Origin of the sequence: Thauera sp. SWB20, assembly GCF_000831325.1 — a bacterium.
GTDB lineage: Bacteria > Pseudomonadota > Gammaproteobacteria > Burkholderiales > Rhodocyclaceae > Thauera > Thauera aminoaromatica.
In genome coordinates this window covers 57,816-74,148 of the sequence record NZ_JTDM01000018.1, presented here as the reverse complement: position 1 = coordinate 74,148, position 16,333 = coordinate 57,816, and the positions used below count along the sequence as shown (strand labels likewise).

Here is a 16,333-nt window from a genome sequence, read left to right as displayed (position 1 = left end):
GCTAAGCGAACACGGATTCAGGTTATCGTTAAATGAACTGGAGTTTCCGCCCTACGGTGGATCGAATGTCGCGTACGATAACACTGGACCGGTTGTGATTAAATTCCTCTCGCCAATGAGGTTTGTCTCTGCATTCTTCACTTACGCGGCCCCTCTTGAGCTCGCGGCCTTTGATTCCAACGGTGTGTTGCTTGATCTGATTGTGAGCAAATTCAGTAACAATACTCTTGTTTCGGGTGATTTCGGTAGCTCCCCAAATGAGCTCCTTGGATTCTCCTACACGTCGCCCGTGATTTCCAGCGTGACCATCATGGGCGATCCAGGCGGCTTTTCCTTCGTTTTCGACGACTTGGCGTTTTCGACAACTGCCCTCTCAGTTCCGGAACCTGGAACCTTGATCCTCGTGTTCCTAACTGGTGCGGGAATCTTGCTAGTGAGGGTGACACGATGGGCTGGCGGGTGCATCGGCGCAACCGCGAGTACCGTTTTGTCTAAACTGGCCTACACCGCGTTTATAGCGTTCGCCATGCTGGGTAGCGCGGCTTCATATGCACAATTAAAGCCCCGCCCAGTTCCAAACTCGTCATCGGCTACTATGACTTTGTCTCTGAGCGGTACGACGGAAGCTGTAACCATCGAAAGTATCGATGTCGATCCATCAGTGATCCCCAATGGCATTCCAACCGAAGTTAAGGTACGTGCCGTTATAAGCGGGGTGGGAGTTCTTCCGACAGGGGTCGCTGCTCAGCTCGTTGATAATAATGGAAGGATTATCAGGACGCTTGGTATTCTCCGCGACGATGGGACAGCAGGTGATGAGCTCTCCCTGGACGGAACATACACGGCCACGATCTTGATTTCGGAAGACACTCCTTCGGAGTTGCGGCTCCAGATCAGCGTTGCTGTCAAGGGAAAGCTCCTGCGAGTTGCCTCGTCGCCGTTCTATTTATCCGTTCGGTCGGATACAACGGTATTCAATAAGGCGAAGGATCTATGGGCAATCAACCTTGGCACGGGCGGGATCGCCGTTTACTTTGGTGGGCCGTTGCCGACCAATACCAAGGCACTGAGGCTTCTCCGATCGCAACACGGATCGAACACATGGGAAGCGGTCCAGGATTTCGACTACGATGCCGAAAATTTCATTTTACCTTTGTTCGACGGTATTGATGGTTCACTAGGAATGTTCGATTATAAGCTTCAAGTCTTGGGATTGAGTGGCGACGTACTTAAGGATTTTGGATCGCTCACTATTCCAAAATTTATCGATTCGTCAAGTGCAGCCGAGACGGCTTTGCCGGCAATGCTTTCAGCCCCTGCGGCATCAGCCACAATTGATCCTGCCGTAAACTCTGCGTTTATCAGCGACGACGTGATGGAAGATTCGACTGCAATGAACCCACAGCAGATTTTGGACTTGCTAACGGAAAGAGGGAGCTTCCTCAAAACGAAAACAATCGATGATACGTACACGGACACGGACGGAGTCAAATTCTCGCCGGCGCAACTCATTTATGATTTAGCTCAGAAGTATAGAATCAACCCACAAGTTATTCTTGTGACTATGCAAAAAGAATCGCTACTGGTTACCTCCAGTTCAAAACCGAGCGAACCTGCTGATGGCTGGATGGGGGCCAAAGGCTGCGCCAAGACTTTTCGAGCTCAGCTTGATTGCGGTGTTTCAAGATTCCGCAAGTTCCTGGATGATATTGATTCCAAGGGTGAGACTATTGGTGGTTGGGCGCCTAACGTCGAAAACAAGACGTGCGCTGGATCGTCATGCTCGTGGGAGAATCTTTCGGTTACCCCTGCGAATAGGGCGACCGCAGCGTTTTGGCAATATACACCGGTGGTTGGTAAGAACTGGGGTGGCTATGCGGGAGTTGGAGGACAAGCTCTTAACATCGAGATCTGGTACCCTTCACTATTCAAGAACCTTGTTAATATCATCCAATGGAAGGATTGCGGTGGATGTCCAACCCCTCCGGAAGTTGGGCCTGAGGATCCTCTGCGTCGCGGAAAGGTAATTCGGTTTGGCGCACCTCTCACGCCGCTGGAATCCGGTTTCCAGTCGCCATCGAGGCATGGCTTTTCTGGCGGACTCCCGCCGAACCCATCCTACCAAGTCGAATTGGACTGCAATCTGAACACTTGGGACTCCTACAACGCGCCCACGGCTGGTGGAACGGGATATTGGGATGTCTTCCTTGTTAACATTCTGCAGGTCAAGTACTGGGATTCGTCACCCTTTGATCCCATCAGCGCACCATTCACTTTTGGCGGCGCACAGTACGGGGACGGTCTCCCGAGTTCCTTGAAGAAGAAAGTCTCATTCAAGGTAACAACAAGCGCGGCGAGCCCTAATTTTCTTAACGTTCTCCTTGATACTGGGACTACCCCCAGCAGCGATTCGGCGTTTCCCTCATGGGGGCAATGCACGATCCTCAAAGTCTTACCTTCCGTTCGGCCTGGCACCAACGGGCTGGTAGACATGCCAGAGTAGGCGGATAGCTTCGGCTTGTCACCTGCTGGGGGCTACGTTCTGGGTTGTCGGAACCTGCTCAGATCCCATGAGAGATGGTGGGTGTCGCCTATTGGATGAAACCGCTGGCGCGGCAGGGTTGATCCACGCGTTGTGGAACTGGAGCCGACAGATTGGCGCGAGGTTCGCATTGTGGAAGGATGGTGTTGCTGTTTGCTGCCCTCAGCTTAGTTCCGACGGGAGCTTATTCGAGACGCGCCTTCGCTAGCACATACTTGAAAACCTCGGCATTCTAAATTGCGCCGAGAACGCTGGATTCTTTATGTTGAATACGTCAGCGAGTGCGCCTGCTACTTCGGTCCCTTGCCTGAAGCGCTCGGGCCTGCGGACGTGGCCCCCTCTCCGTTTCACATGGTTGAAGGGCGCAGGCGCCCGACCGGCGTGCGTCCGAGGGTACCCATCTACTGGTCACCGACGTCGATGAACGCCTGATGTTGCAGATCGACCAAGGCAGGGGCCGTAAAGGGTGGGCTTGGCTCTCTCGTGCAGGCCTCCAGCCTGCCCATTGAATGACTGCTTCGCAGCAAGACGATTGTCGCGATTGGGTCGGACCCGGGCTGTCGCTCACGGATTGAGAGGCCGGTCGAAGAATGTTGGGAACGACGGGCCGGTCTCGGCGCAGTCCGATCGGGGAGTCCGGGCCAAGAGCGGCCTTCGGGCTCATCCGCACAAAACCGGTGACTGATCCGGACAAAACCTTCAATCGACCTAGATATTGTCATCAGCGTCAAGCGCCATGAGGGGTACGAATAATGCATATTTTGAAGACATAGGTACAGATTGAGGAATGCCATGACAGATAGCGCCAAAGAGCCCGAACTGCTGAACCCACAGGAAATTGCCGACCTCCAGGAATCAGAGCGCGACGCGCGAGAAGTTACCTACTCAGGCCAAGATTTCGATGTAAATGGTTTGGTGAGGCGCATAGTCCAAGAAGACATACTTGTTCCCTCTTTCGGTCACAATGATGATCGAATCGAGGCGGATGGGTTTCAGCGAGGCTTCGTTTGGCGAAAGCCTCAGATGGACAGGTTCATTGAGTCGCTGCTGCTTGGATATCCGATCCCAGGAATATTCTTGGTCAAGCAAAGTGACAACCGTTACCTTGTTCTTGACGGGCAGCAAAGACTCTCTACCCTTCGCTTTTTTGTAGACGGCATATATGGGGGGAGAGTTTTTAGCCTCGATAATGTTGCAGACCGGTTCAAGGGGTTAACCTATAAGGGGCTGCCTGATGATCTACGCCGTAAATTTGACAATACATTCATCCAGGCGATCTTGGTTGCCAGCGATGGCACTCCGGAAGCACTCGACGCCGTTTACAATATTTTCGAGCGCCTGAATTCCGGTGGAACTCAACTAACTCCCCACGAGATTCGCGTGGCGTTACATGCTGGCCCATTCATCGATTTCTTGGAGGATCTAAACCGCCTCGACAGCTGGAGAGCTCTATACGGCAATCGTTCCCCACGCTTGCGAGATCAAGAGCTTGTGCTTCGAATAGTCGCCTTGTACGTAAACGCAGCCAAATACAGTAGACCCCTAAAGAAGTTTCTCAATGACTTCGCAGCAAAAAATCGCCCAAATGTATCGCCTGAACTTGAGGCAACTAGAGAGGTATTTAGGCTCGCCACCGAGATAATTAGCGATCACGCAGGGAGGAATGCGTTTCGTCTACGAGGCCAACAGGTGAACGCCGCGCTTACAGAGTCCGTGATGGTCGGCTTAATGAGACGGCTTGATCAAGGCGGCAATGCGCCTGATGCTGCCAGCGTTTCAGTTGCCATAGACACAATGCGTGGGTCGGCAGCCTTCAATGAAGCATTTACGCGTTCGACTGCTGATGAAGAGCAAGTAAAGAGCCGTTTGGAAGCCGGAACTAAAGCATTTGCGGAGCTTTGAAATTGGCCTGGAACGAAGCGTGGCCGCACCTAACTATCACAAATCTCACGAAATCACTGACTTCTCTCGAGAAAGTCGTGGCGAGCAACGATGCGAGCAGATCCGACGAGGTTAGCGCTGCGCTTGCCCGCTTCCTGGTCGTCCGAACATGCGGATACCTAGAACAGGTGGTTGAAGAATGTTGCAAAGCCTATTTAAAGAGTAAATCTTGCCCTCGTTCCTCATCATTCGGGTCAAGCTGGTTTGGCGTAGGCAGGAACCCCAGTTCCGTCAAACTCATCGATCTAACGAAGAGATTTGACGCAACTTGGGCGGATCAACTCGAAACGATGTTAAAGGCCGACGACGAAAAGTTGCAAAGGGAGCTCGCCTTTCTTGTTGATCGTAGGAATGTCATCTCTCATGGCCTGAACGAAGGCATCGGAACTAGAAAGGCACTGAGCTTAGTTGCTCCAGCGAAAGAGATTGCGAATTGGTTTATTAAGACTTTCGATCCACGGTGAAGATTGAAAGTGTAAACCGAGCGAGAACAGCGAGCGTAGCCCGGACGAGGGCGATTGGCCCGACTGCGGGACTCGGCGGTTGAGTAACCACTAACCCGGATTTCGCTACGCTGCTTCCGGGCTACATACTCAACGACCGCTTTTCGTGGGAGCCACCGTCGCCTTAGGGTCGGGTGGCGACCGACAACTCTTCGAACTCACCGCCGGAAAGCCGACGTTGAAGGTTCGCTTCCCGAAAGCTGCCACTGGCTGGTGAGTCGTTTCGACCCAGAGCAGCCGTAGAGCTTTTGGGAAAGCTGTCATTCAACGCCCGGCACAGCGGCAGCCGTAACGGAGCGGTTTTGTGTTAATGTTTGAGCGCAGCGAGTAACACAAAACCGCGTAGTGTAGGCTGTCCGCCTGCTGCCGATTGTTAGATGCCAGTGCCACTTAATGAACGCTTGCTTTAGAAAGCAAATTTAAAACCAATACACCGCAAACTATTAAACTAATACCCACGAAACCCCATGCATCAATCTTTTGCCCGTAAAGCCCCCATGCAACAGCAGTGACTAATACTACGCCAAGGCCAGACCAAACTGCATAGGCCACCCCTATAGGAATAGACTTCAAGACCAATGAAAGGAAATAAAATGCAATTCCATAGCCAACAATTACGATGAAAGATGGTACGAGCTTCGTAAAACCTTCACTGGACTTTAATGCAGATGTTGCAACTACCTCTCCAAGAATTGCAACAGTAAGAAATAACCAGCTTTTCATGATCCGCCTCCAATATGATTCGAAGGGATTATGTGTTCTTTTCTCTTAAAGTTGCAGTCTTGAAGAAAAAAATTATTCGTGCGCAACTTTCCGGTTAATTACATCTAACGAATAGGGTTTATCCCTCGCGCCGCAAGCGCCGCTCGGTGCGCAGGCGCCTGCCGCGAGGGATAAGCCTTGTTGAACTGAACCGCCGCTCAGGCGGTGATACTGGGGATTCTACGCGCGGGTCATCCACATCGGATAGCGCGCGGCAGGGTCGGGTCAGCAACGAGTATCCGACGCCGCTGAGCCGCTCGCGACCATCGCCGTAATGGGCAGCGATCGGGTGCCGGCCGTGCATCCGGCGTGCGGTGTCGGTCGCGTTCAGCACACGGGGGACGTGCCACGGCCTGCCGGTGCGGACGTTGCATCGGCAAGGGCCGAGACGGGGGAGCGTGAGTGTTCATGGCGGCCCATCCCGACAGCGCGGTGCAGGCGCGGGCGGATCGTACCGGCGAGCCATGACGATCTCGACCGTGTGCCAACGCCCGACCCCACAGTGCGGGCAGCATCGCGGGTCCTCACCGCTCACGCGGGCGAGGAAGTCTGCGGCCGCTTCGATCACCGCCGGCTGCGGTGCCGGCGTCTGGAGCGCGGCACGCGCGGCAGCAAGCCGGGCACGCTTGTGGCCGCAGGCGAGCAACCCGTAGTGGCGCAGGCGCTTGAAGCCGGCCGGCAGCACGTGACGCAGGAAGCGTCCGATGAACTCGTCGGTCGGCATGCTCACCGTGCGCTTGCCGCCGGTTTCGTTGTCACGCACCCGAAGGCGCACCTGACCCGCATTGCAGCCGAGCAGGCGGTCGTTCGAGAGCGCCACGCGGTGCGTGTAGCGGGCAAGGTAGTCGAGCACCTGGGCGGGCCCGCCCGGCGGCGGCTTGGCGTAGACCACCCAGTCATGCGCGAGCAACGCACTGCGCCGGGCGTGCCATGCATCCGGCGCACCTTGCGGATCGTCGGGCAGTTCGCCGCTGCGGCGGGCTGCGTCGAGCCGCGCGAGGAACTTGCCGCGAAACACCTGCGAGGCGGCCCGGACCGGAAACAGGAAGGTGGCGCCGCGCACCGGGGCGCGCCAGCCGCCCTCGGCGTCGAGCCCGCCGCAGGTGATCAGGGCGTGCACATGCAGGTGCATGCGCAGGTCCTGACTCCAGGTGTGGAGCACGAGGCTGAAACCGGGCACGGCGCTCAGCCAGCGCGGGTTGGCGGCGAGCTCGAGCAAGGTGGCCGCCGCACTGTCGAATAACGCGCCGTAGAGCCAGCGCGGGTGCCGGATCGCCAGTGGATTGAGCGCGTGGGGTAGCGTGAACACCCAGTGCGCGTAGGGCACCGGCAGCACCTCGCGCAGGCGCGCCGCGCGCCAGGCCTCCTTGGCCCGCGTCTGGCACTGCGGGCAATGGCGGTTGCGACATGAACGCCAGACATGGCGCTCGGCGCCGCAGTTCGCGCAACGCTCGCGCACACCGCCGAGCGCTGCGGTGCGGCAGTCGACGATGGCTCGCCAGGCCCGTGTCTGCACCGCCGACAGGGTGTGGCCTCGCCGGTAGTCTTCGCCGTGCGCGCGCAGAATGCCGGCCAGCGTGGGCCGGTCCATGGCCGCTCGGCCTCAGAGCCGGCGCAGCAGATCGAGCGGGCTGTCGTGTGGGATTGAACCCGGACGCGCCAGATGCAGGTAGCGCTGCGTGGTCGACAGGTGGCCGTGGCCCAGGAGCTTCGCGAGCGTGGCCAGATCGACGCCGGCCTCCAGCAGATGGGTGGCGAAGGCGTGGCGCAGCGTGTGGATGCCGCCCGTCTTGGGGTCATCTCAGAAAACGGAAAATAAAGCACGCTAAGCCGGTTGTAGCGGTCGTAGCGGCCTGAACTTGCCCTCTCCGATCTTGGCGCTGCTGCGCCACAGGTAATCACCGGTCAGGTTGATGTGCTCCCAGCCCAGCGGCGACAGGCACTGCAACAGGCTGTCATCGATGACTTGGCCGTGGCTACGCAGGGCGTTCGCCGCCCGCTCCAGATAGACCGTGTTCCACAACACGATGGCCGCTGTCACCAGGTTGAGGCCGCTGGCCCGGTAGCGCTGCTGCTCGAAACTGCGGTCGCGGATTTCACCCAGCCGGTTGAAAAACACGGCGCGGGCCAGCGCATTGCGCGCTTCGCCCTTATTGAGTCCGGCGTGGACACGTCGGCGCAGTTCCACGCTTTGCAGCCAGTCCAGAATGAACAGCGTGCGCTCGATGCGGCCCAACTCGCGCAGGGCCACGGCCAGGCCGTTCTGACGTGGGTAACTGCCGAGCTTCCTGAGCATCAGCGAGGCTGTCACCGTACCCTGCTTGATTGAGGTGGCCAGCCGCAGGATTTCGTCCCAGTGGGCACGAATCGCCTTGATGTTCAGCTTGTCGCTGCTAATCATCGGTTTGAGCGCGTCGTAACTGGCTTCACCCTTTGGGACGAACAGCTTGGTATCACCCAGGTCGCGGATGCGCGGCGCAAAGCGGAAGCCCAGCAGGTGCATTAAGGCGAAGACATGATCGGTGAAGCCTGCCGTGTCGGTGTAGTGCTCCTCGATGCGCAGGTCGGACTCGTGGTACAGCAGGCCATCGAGCACGTAGGTCGAGTCGCGCACGCCGACGTTCACGACCTTAGTGTGGAACGGCGCGTACTGGTCGGAGATGTGGGTGTAGAACGTCCGCCCTGGGCTGCTGCCGTATTTCGGGTTGATGTGGCCCGTACTCTCGGCCTTGCTGCCAGTGCGGAAGTTCTGGCCGTCCGACGATGACGTGGTGCCATCGCCCCAGTGCTCGGCGAACGGGTGCCGAAACTGTGCATTGACCAGCTCGGCCAGCGCCGTCGAGTAGGTTTCGTCGCGGATATGCCAGGCTTGTAGCCAAGCCAGCTTGGCGTAGGTCGTGCCGGGGCAGGATTCGGCCATCTTGGTCAGGCCGAGGTTGATTGCGTCGGCCAGGATCGTCGTCAGCAGCAGGTTCTTATCCTTGGCCAGATCGCCCGATTTCAGGTGCGCGAAGTGACGAGTGAAGCCCGTCCATTCATCTACCTCCAGCAGCAGTTCGGTGATCTTGACGTGTGGCAGGATCATCGCGGTCTGGTCGATCAGCGCCTGCGCAGTCTCGGGCACGGCTGCATCCAGCGGCATAATCTTCAGGCCCGACTCGGTGATGATCGCATCCGGCAGGTCGTTCGCCGCTGCCATGCGATTGACCGTGGCAAGTTGCGCCTCCAGCAGCGTTAGCCGGTCGTCTAGGTACTGGTCACAGTCGGTGGCCACGGCCAGCGGCAGTTCGCTGGACTGCTTGAGGCTGGCGAACTTCGCGGGCGGCACCAGGTAGTCCTCGAAGTCCTTGAACTGGCGTGATCCCTGCACCCAGATGTCGCCCGAGCGCAGCGAGTTCTTGAGTTCCGACAGTGCGCACAGCTCGTAGTAGCGCCGGTCGATGCCGGCGTCGGTCATCACCAACTTCTGCCAGCGCGGCTTGATGAAATCGGTCGGAGCATCAGCGGGCACCTTGCGGGCGTTGTCGGTGTTCATGCCGCGCAGCACCTCGATGGCATCGAGCACGTCCTTGGCGGCGGGCGCTGCCCGCAGCTTGAGCACATCCAAAAATTCCGGCGCGTAGCGGCGCAAGGTGGCGTAGCTCTCGCCGATACGGTGCAGGAAATCGAAGTCATCGGGCTGCGCGAGCTTTTGCGCCTCGGTGACGCTTTCGGCGAAGGCGTCCCAGGACATGACGGCCTCGATGGCGGCGAACGGGTCGCCGCCCGATTGCTTGGCGTCGATCAGCACCTGGCCGATGCGGCCGTACAGGCGCACCTTGGCGTTGATGGCTTTGCCGGACGCCTGGAACTGCTGCTGATGCTTGTTTTTGGCTGCGTTGAACAGCTTCCCGAGGATACGGTCGTGCAGGTCGATGATTTCGTCAGTGACGGTGGCCATGCCTTCGATGGCCAGCGCCACCAGGGTGGCGTAGCGCCGTTGCGGCTCGAACTTGGCCAGGTCGGCGGGCGTCATCTGGCCGCCCTCGCGGGCGATCTTGAGCAACCGATTCTGGTGAACCAGCCGCTCGATGCCGGGCGGCAGGTCGAGCGCCTGCCAGGCTTTGAGACGCTCGATGTGTTCGAGCATGTGCCGAGAATTGGGCTTGGCGGGCGACTGCCGCAGCCAGGCCAGCCAAGTCGTCTTGCTGTTGTCGCGGCGTTTTAGAAGATCGTCGAGGCCATGCCGGTGCCCGTTCGACAACGGCTCGGACAGGGCTTCGTAGATTCGTCGGTTGGCGCGGGTGATGGCCTCGGAGCTGGCGCGCTCGATGGCATTGAGCGCGGGCAGAATGATGGACTGTCGCCGCAAATGTTCGATCAAGGCATCGGCCAGCACGATGCCCTTGTCGGTCTGCATGGCTCGCTCAGTCAGCGTATGCACAGCCTGCCGATAGTGGCTCATCGTGAAGGGCTGGAAGCCGAACGCGTTTTGCAGCTCGACCAGGTGCTCGCGCCGGGTCTGCTCTCGCTGCCCGTAGTCGTCCCAGCTTTCGATGCCGACCTTGAGTTGGTTGGCGACCAGTTTCAGTAAGGGCGGGAACGGCGGCTGATCGACGCCAAGGATAATGCCGGGAAAGCGCAGGTAGCAAAGCTGCACGGCAAAGCCCAGCCGGTTGGCAGGCCCGCGCCGCTGCCGGATGATGGCAAGGTCAGTATCTGTAATGTCGAATCAGGTCGTCCTTGGTGTCCGGCAACGCCAGCAGGCTTTCCCGCTCGGCGGCGGACAGTATGGAACGACGAGGCATCGCTATTGCTCCAATCTCAAGTATTGATACAGGGTCTCCCGGCTGACACCGAATTCACGTGCCAGCTTCGCTTTCTGTTCGCCGGCTGCGGCACGCTGCCGCAGTTCGGCGACCTGTTCGGGCGACAGTGCTTTCTTACGGCCCCGGTAGACTCCGCGCTGCTTGGCGAGCGCGATGCCTTCGCGCTGCCGCTCGCGGATCAAGGCCCGCTCGAATTCGGCGAACGCACCCATCACCGACAGCATCAGGTTCGCCATCGGCGAATCCTCGCCGGTGAAGGTCAAACTCTCCTTGACGAACTCGATGCGCACGCCGCGTTTGGTCAGCTTTTGTACCAGGCGGCGCAAATCATCGAGGTTGCGCGCCAGGCGATCCATGCTGTGCACCACCACCGTGTCGCCTTCGCGCACGAAGGCCAGCAACGAATCGAGTTCAGGCCGCTGGGTGTCTTTTCCCGACGCCTTGTCGGTGAATACCCTGCCGACTTCGACATGCTCCAGTTGCCGTTCCGGGTTCTGGTCGAAGCTGCTGACCCGGACATAGCCGATGCGTTGACCCTGCATGGTGCCTCTAAACACGAAAGTGTCAGGAAGAAATTTATGACCTTTCGCCGCAGGTGTCAAGAAATACAAAAATTGGCTCTATTCTGACGTTGCTGGGTGGCTTCTCCTGACATCAGGATAGGGTATGCTTCAAATTGACACAAAGGAGCGAAATACAGACATGCAAGACATCCGGGAAATATTCGAGAGGCACCAAGTCGGCATTTACTTCGCGGCCGTTGTGTTGGCTGCGCTTGTCGCTTTGCTCGTACCCGGCACGGCAGCGCTTGAGGGTGGCGTCAACCCGGCGCTTGCACTCATGCTGTTCGTGACATTCCTGCAAGTGCCCCTGGCCGACCTTGGCCGGGCCTTCAGTCGCGGCCGGTTCCTTGCCGCACTGCTCATTACCAATTTCATCGTAACGCCGCTCTTGGTGGCCGTATTGGTGCAATTCCTGCCATCGGACCCTATGGTGAGGCTTGGCGTGCTGCTGGTGTTGCTGACGCCTTGCATTGACTACGTGGTTACGTTCTCGCACCTCGGTCGTGCCGATGCGCGGCTGCTACTGGCGGCAACCCCTGCGCTCCTGGTTGTGCAAATGCTGCTGCTGCCGGTCTATCTCGGCCTGCTTCTCGGGAACGATGCCGCAACCCTCGTGCAGCCCGGCCCGTTCGTTCATGCCTTCGTCTGGTTGATCGCGGTTCCACTCGCCCTTGCTGGGCTTGTGCAACTATGGGCGGCTCGAAGCCTGGCCGGTGAAAAGACCTCAGCGGCACTTGGTCTATTGCCGGTACCAGCGACCGCCCTTGTCCTATTCGTCGTCGTCGCGGCCGTGGTGCCGCGGCTCGGCTCCGCGACCGATGCGGCCTTGGGTGTGATTCCCTTCTATATCGCCTTTGCTGTGATCGCCCCCCTGATCGGATGGAGCATCAGCCGGCTGTTCCGCCTTGATGCCCCCGCCGGCCGAGCCATCGCTTTCAGCGCAGGCACTCGAAATTCCCTTGTCGTGTTGCCGCTTGCTCTCGCTGTACCTGGGGCCATACCCGTATTGCCTGCCATCGTCGTTACGCAAACTCTTGTCGAGTTGCTCAGCGAGTTGGTCTATGTCCGCTTCCTCGCGAGACTCGGCGGTATTGATCCTGTTGCTTCGCAAACCTCCTCGTAGCCGAGCGTGGCAAATCTAGGGCCGCTACGACCGGCTTAGCGTACGATTTTTCCGTTTCGTGAGCTGACCCCACATCGGACGCAATGGGTGCGTCAAGTCATCGCAATCGGAACCACACGGTTGCCTCACCCCGCCCGGGGAGGGCAACCACGGCCACAAACTTCATGCCGGGGATGATCTTGAAGTGGCCTTGCACCTCGAATTTCTCCACGGCGGGCAATAGCGCGGTTTCGATCCTTTCCTTACCCGACAGCAAAGTGACTCTTGCGGCGCCTCCGGTGACGGCAACGCTCTTCCCATGATCGCGAAGGTAGAGTTGCAGCAGGGTTCACGTAGCCACGAGTTCATAGTCCACTTCATTGACTTCGGCCACCATGCCGCCATGTCGGGGCACATGGCCCTTGTCATGGTCATGCCCGCCTGCGGCGAAGACGCTGAAGGACACCAGGACGATCACCGTTGCAATGACAGAAGCGTGTTTCATGCGACCTCCATGACGAAGTAGAGAACCGCGGGTGGATCGGGTCTATCGGGCGAAAGCGCAGCGGTTCGTACCCTTCCGCCCCACACAGGATCAATGGGCGGGAGCGAATGTCTCCGCGGGTGGCGCCATTCGCCTCTCGCGTCCATGGGCGATGCGATACAGCGCCGGCAGCACGAGCAGCGTCAGTGCGGTAGACGACAGGATGCCGCCGATGACCACAGTGGCCAGCGGCCGCTGCACTTCGGCACCGGTACCGACCGCGATCGCCATGGGAACGAACCCGAGCGATGCGACCAGCGCCGTCATCAGCACAGGACGCAATCGCGTCAGCGCGCCCTCCCGGATCGCGTCATCGAGATCGAAGCCGTCATCGCGCAGACTCCGGATGTACGAGATCATCACCAGGCCGTTGAGCACGGCCACGCCCGACAGCGCGATGAAGCCGACACCGGCGGAGATCGACAGCGGGATATCGCGCAACCACAGCGCCAGGATGCCGCCGGTCAGCGCGAAGGGGACGCCGGTAAAGACCAGCAGCCCGTCCTTGACATTGCCAAACATCATGAAGAGCAACGTTAGGACAAGCAGCAACGCGACCGGCACGACGATCTGAAGCCGTTTGGCGGCCGACTGCAACTGCTCGAAGGTGCCGCCCCAGGTCGTCCAGTACCCTGTGGGCACCTGCACCGCCGTGGCGATCTTCGTTTCCGCCTCGGCGACGAAGGAACCAATGTCGCGCCCGCGCACGTTGGCGGTCACCACAACCCGACGTTTGCCGTTTTCGCGGCTGATCTGGTTGGGGCCGGGCGCAGACTCGATGCGTGCGACATCGCCCAGCCGGACGAAGCCACGCGCGCCGTTCTCGCCGGCGGGCACGCGGATTGGCAGACGGCGGATCGCCTCGAGGTCACCGCGAATCGCATCGGGCAACCGGACCAGGATGTCGAAGCGCCGGTCGCCCTCGAACACCGCCCCGGCCTCCTGCCCGCCGAGCGCAGCCGAGACGCTGTCCTGGACGTCGGCGACGTTCAGGCCGAGCCGGGCAATCTGATTCCGGTCGATCCGGACCGTCAGCATGGGCAGGCCAGTGGTCTGCTCCACCTTCACGTCGGCAGCACCCGGAACCCCCTCGAGCACGGCGGCAATGCGTTCTGCCGTCTCGTTCATGGTGTCCATGTCGTCACCGAAGACCTTCACCGCCACGTCGCTGCGAACGCCCGAGATCAACTCGTTGAATCGCATCTGAATCGGTTGCGTAAACTCGTAGTTGTTGCCCGGTATCTGACCGACCGCACGCTGCATCGCCGCGACCAGCTCACTCTTGGACTTCTGCGGGTCCGGCCACTGGTCCCGCGGCTTGAGCATCACGAAGTTGTCGGCGACATTGGGTGGCATCGGGTCGGTTGCGATCTCGGCCGTACCAATCTTGGCGAACACGTTGTCGACTTCGGGGAAGGCCTTGACCGTGCGCTCCAGTTGCACCTGCATGTCGATCGATTGGCTCAGGCTCGTGCCCGGAATGCGCAACGCATGAAGCGCGACGTCGCCCTCATCGAGGCTCGGGATGAATTCGCTGCCCATGCGGGTCGCCAGTAGCCCTGACAGCACGATGCTGACGCAGGCGATCGTCAGAACCAACGGCTTGCGCGCCATGACCCAGTCGAACGCCGGGGCGTAGCCGCGCTTGGCGATCGCCATGAGCCGATTTTCGGTCTCGCTGACCTTGCCGGACAGAAAGAGCGCAACCGCTGCGGGTACGAAGGTGACCGACAGAATCATCGCGCCCAGCAATGCGGTCACGACGGTAAAGGCCATCGGGTGGAACATCTTGCCTTCGACCCCGGTCAGGGCAAAGATCGGCAGGTACACCACCATGATGATGAGCTGGCCGAAGAGCAGCGCCCGCCGCGATTCCTTCGACGCCACGAAGACTTCGTGAAACCGCTCGTTGCGCGTCATCGGCCGGTCGAGCGCAGCCTGCGCGTGGGCGAGGCGGCGCACACAGTTCTCGACGATCACCACGGCCCCATCGATGATGATGCCGAAGTCCAGGGCGCCCAGGCTCATCAGGTTGGCGCTGACCCGGTTCGTCACCATGCCGGTGAAGGTGAATAGCATCGCCAGCGGGATCACCATCGCGGTGATGAGCGCCGCACGGATGTTGCCGAGAAACAGGAACAGGATGGCAATGACCAGCAGAGCGCCCTCGGTCAGGTTCTTCTTGACCGTGTCGATGGCCTTTTCGACCAGGATGGTGCGGTCATAGACCGTCTTGGCGACGATGCCCTCGGGCAAGGTCTTGTTGATTGCCTGCAGGCGTGCGTCGACCGCCTTCGACACGTCGCGGCTGTTCTCACCGATGAGCATGAACACCGTGCCCAGCACCACTTCGCGGCCATTCTCGGTCGCGGCACCGGTGCGCAGCTCCTTGCCCAGGCCCACTTCAGCCACATCGCGGATGCGTATCGGGACCCCTTGGGCGTGGCCGACGACGATATTGGCGATATCGTCGATGCCGGCGACCTGTCCCGGTGCGCGGATCAGATACTGCTCGCCCCGACGCTCGATATAACCTGCCCCCACGTTGGCGTTGTTGCGCTCGAGCGCCGTGACCAGATCGCTGATGGCCAGCCCGTAGGACACCATGCGCTCGGGCAGGGGTGCCACCTGAAACTCCTTTGCATAGCCGCCGATCGTGTTGATCTCGGTGACCCCTGGGACGGTGCGCAATTGCGGCTTGATGATCCAGTCTTGAATCTCGCGCAGATCCATCGGTGTGTACGCGCTTCCGTTGGGTTTTTTCGCGCCCTCGGTCGCCTCGACCGTCCACATGTAGATTTCGCCCAGCCCGGTGGCGATGGGGCCGAGCGCCGGGGCGAGGCCGGCCGGCAGTTTGCTGCGGGCCTCCTGGATGCGCTCGTTCACCAGTTGCCGGGCAAAGTAGATGTCCGTGCCGTCCTTGAACACGACGGTGACCTGGGACAGGCCATAGCGCGACAGGGAACGGGTCTGCTCGAGATTGGGCAAACCGGCCATCGTGGTTTCGATCGGAAAGGTCACGCGCTGTTCGGACTCCAGCGGGGAGTAGCCGGGTGCTTCGGTGTTGATCTGGACCTGGACGTTGGTGATGTCGGGCACCGCGTCGATGGGCAGACGCTGATAGTTGTAGATTCCGACGCCGACCATGCCGAGCACGGCGAGCAGCACGAGCCATCGTTGATCGATGGCGAAGCGGATGATGCGTTCGAACACGAGCCTCTCCTCAAAGCGCCGCGGCGTCGCGTTCGCCGGTGCGAATACGGACCGCGGTGACGAGTTCGACGACACCGACCATCCCGTCGCCCGGTTGCCCCGTGCGTGCCGCCGCCGCGACCGCGTCGACGATGGCGGACGCGTCATCGTCCTGGCACAGGATCAGCAGCACGAGCACATCGTGGGCGTGGGGATTCCATTCGTCGGCGACGAACCGGTGGTCCGGCCCATGCCCGCGGGGATGGCCTTTCGCGCCGAATACGGTGAAGCCGGGGCAATGCGGGAGCGTTTCGAGCGCCGTCTCGACGGCGTCGAGGCGGTGGGGGCGAATCATGGCAGTGATCTGTTTCATGTC

General features: G+C 59.8%; 10 protein-coding genes and 2 pseudogenes. 4 read left to right on the top strand and 8 right to left on the bottom strand.

The features are described 5' to 3' along the window. Positions 1-94 precede the first annotated feature (94 nt). The 3 genes from PO78_RS22865 (at position 95) to PO78_RS23635 (ending at position 4,947) form a co-directional block, all read left to right on the top strand. On the top strand, positions 95-2,503 hold the full coding sequence (locus PO78_RS22865) for a PEP-CTERM sorting domain-containing protein (protein ID WP_156147803.1): 2,409 nt from the start codon (positions 95-97) through the stop codon (positions 2,501-2,503). Between the two features lie 831 nt (positions 2,504-3,334). Beyond that, positions 3,335-4,444 carry a DUF262 domain-containing protein gene (locus PO78_RS22275; RefSeq protein WP_043743705.1) on the top strand — a complete coding sequence of 370 codons (1,110 nt, stop codon included), beginning with the start codon at positions 3,335-3,337 and terminating at the stop codon, positions 4,442-4,444. Continuing rightward, positions 4,441-4,947 carry a HEPN domain-containing protein gene (locus tag PO78_RS23635; protein ID WP_443080473.1) on the top strand — a complete coding sequence of 169 codons (507 nt, stop codon included), beginning with the start codon at positions 4,441-4,443 and terminating at the stop codon, positions 4,945-4,947. Before PO78_RS22275 ends, PO78_RS23635 begins: the two co-directional genes overlap by 4 nt. 429 nt (positions 4,948-5,376) lie before the next feature. On the opposite strand, the gene qacK is transcribed toward PO78_RS23635, so the two are convergent. The 5 genes and pseudogenes from qacK to PO78_RS10705 all read right to left on the bottom strand — a co-directional run bounded on the left by qacK (position 5,377) and on the right by PO78_RS10705 (position 11,098). Next, positions 5,377-5,709: a quaternary ammonium compound efflux SMR transporter QacK gene (gene qacK / locus PO78_RS21895; protein WP_052484405.1), complete on the bottom strand. Its 333-nt coding sequence runs from the start codon at positions 5,707-5,709 to the stop codon at positions 5,377-5,379. 445 nt (positions 5,710-6,154) lie between these two features. Further along, positions 6,155-7,339, bottom strand: coding sequence for an IS91 family transposase (locus PO78_RS10715; RefSeq protein WP_043743701.1), 1,185 nt, complete (start codon positions 7,337-7,339; stop codon positions 6,155-6,157). Between the two features lie 12 nt (positions 7,340-7,351). Continuing rightward, positions 7,352-7,525, bottom strand: a pseudogene (locus PO78_RS22270) (tyrosine-type recombinase/integrase); the annotation flags it as partial. A gap of 48 nt (positions 7,526-7,573) precedes the next feature. After that, positions 7,574-10,535 (bottom strand): annotated as a pseudogene (locus PO78_RS10710) (Tn3 family transposase). A gap of 2 nt (positions 10,536-10,537) precedes the next feature. Further along, the gene (locus PO78_RS10705; RefSeq protein WP_043743699.1) at positions 10,538-11,098 is read right to left on the bottom strand and encodes a recombinase family protein; all 561 of its coding nucleotides are present in this window, start codon (positions 11,096-11,098) and stop codon (positions 10,538-10,540) included. Positions 11,099-11,222: 124 nt separating this feature from the next. Between PO78_RS10705 and PO78_RS10700 the strand changes: the two genes are divergently transcribed. Then, positions 11,223-12,242: an arsenic resistance protein gene (locus PO78_RS10700; protein WP_231570686.1), complete on the top strand. Its 1,020-nt coding sequence runs from the start codon at positions 11,223-11,225 to the stop codon at positions 12,240-12,242. Positions 12,243-12,570: 328 nt separating this feature from the next. Here PO78_RS10700 and PO78_RS22860 read toward each other — a convergent pair whose 3' ends face one another. From PO78_RS22860 to PO78_RS10685, 3 genes are all read right to left on the bottom strand, one after another. Then, positions 12,571-12,726: a hypothetical protein gene (locus tag PO78_RS22860; RefSeq protein ID WP_156147802.1), complete on the bottom strand. Its 156-nt coding sequence runs from the start codon at positions 12,724-12,726 to the stop codon at positions 12,571-12,573. Positions 12,727-12,816: 90 nt separating this feature from the next. Next, on the bottom strand, positions 12,817-15,978 hold the full coding sequence (locus PO78_RS10690) for an efflux RND transporter permease subunit (RefSeq protein ID WP_043743688.1): 3,162 nt from the start codon (positions 15,976-15,978) through the stop codon (positions 12,817-12,819). A 10-nt stretch (positions 15,979-15,988) separates the two neighbouring features. After that, positions 15,989-16,330, bottom strand: coding sequence for a P-II family nitrogen regulator (locus PO78_RS10685; RefSeq protein WP_034928697.1), 342 nt, complete (start codon positions 16,328-16,330; stop codon positions 15,989-15,991). Positions 16,331-16,333 lie beyond the last annotated feature (3 nt).

Bases quoted from the DNA above. Each gene is read 5' to 3' on its own strand.
- PO78_RS22275 (WP_043743705.1), top strand. From the start codon at position 3,335: ATGACAGATAGCGCCAAAGAGCCCGAACTGCTGAACCCACAGGAAATT.
- qacK (WP_052484405.1), bottom strand. From the start codon at position 5,709: ATGAAAAGCTGGTTATTTCTTACTGTTGCAATTCTTGGAGAGGTAGTT.
- PO78_RS10715 (WP_043743701.1), bottom strand. From the start codon at position 7,339: ATGGACCGGCCCACGCTGGCCGGCATTCTGCGCGCGCACGGCGAAGAC.
- PO78_RS10705 (WP_043743699.1), bottom strand. From the start codon at position 11,098: ATGCAGGGTCAACGCATCGGCTATGTCCGGGTCAGCAGCTTCGACCAG.
- PO78_RS10700 (WP_231570686.1), top strand. From the start codon at position 11,223: ATGCTTCAAATTGACACAAAGGAGCGAAATACAGACATGCAAGACATC.
- PO78_RS22860 (WP_156147802.1), bottom strand. From the start codon at position 12,726: ATGAAACACGCTTCTGTCATTGCAACGGTGATCGTCCTGGTGTCCTTC.
- PO78_RS10685 (WP_034928697.1), bottom strand. From the start codon at position 16,330: ATGAAACAGATCACTGCCATGATTCGCCCCCACCGCCTCGACGCCGTC.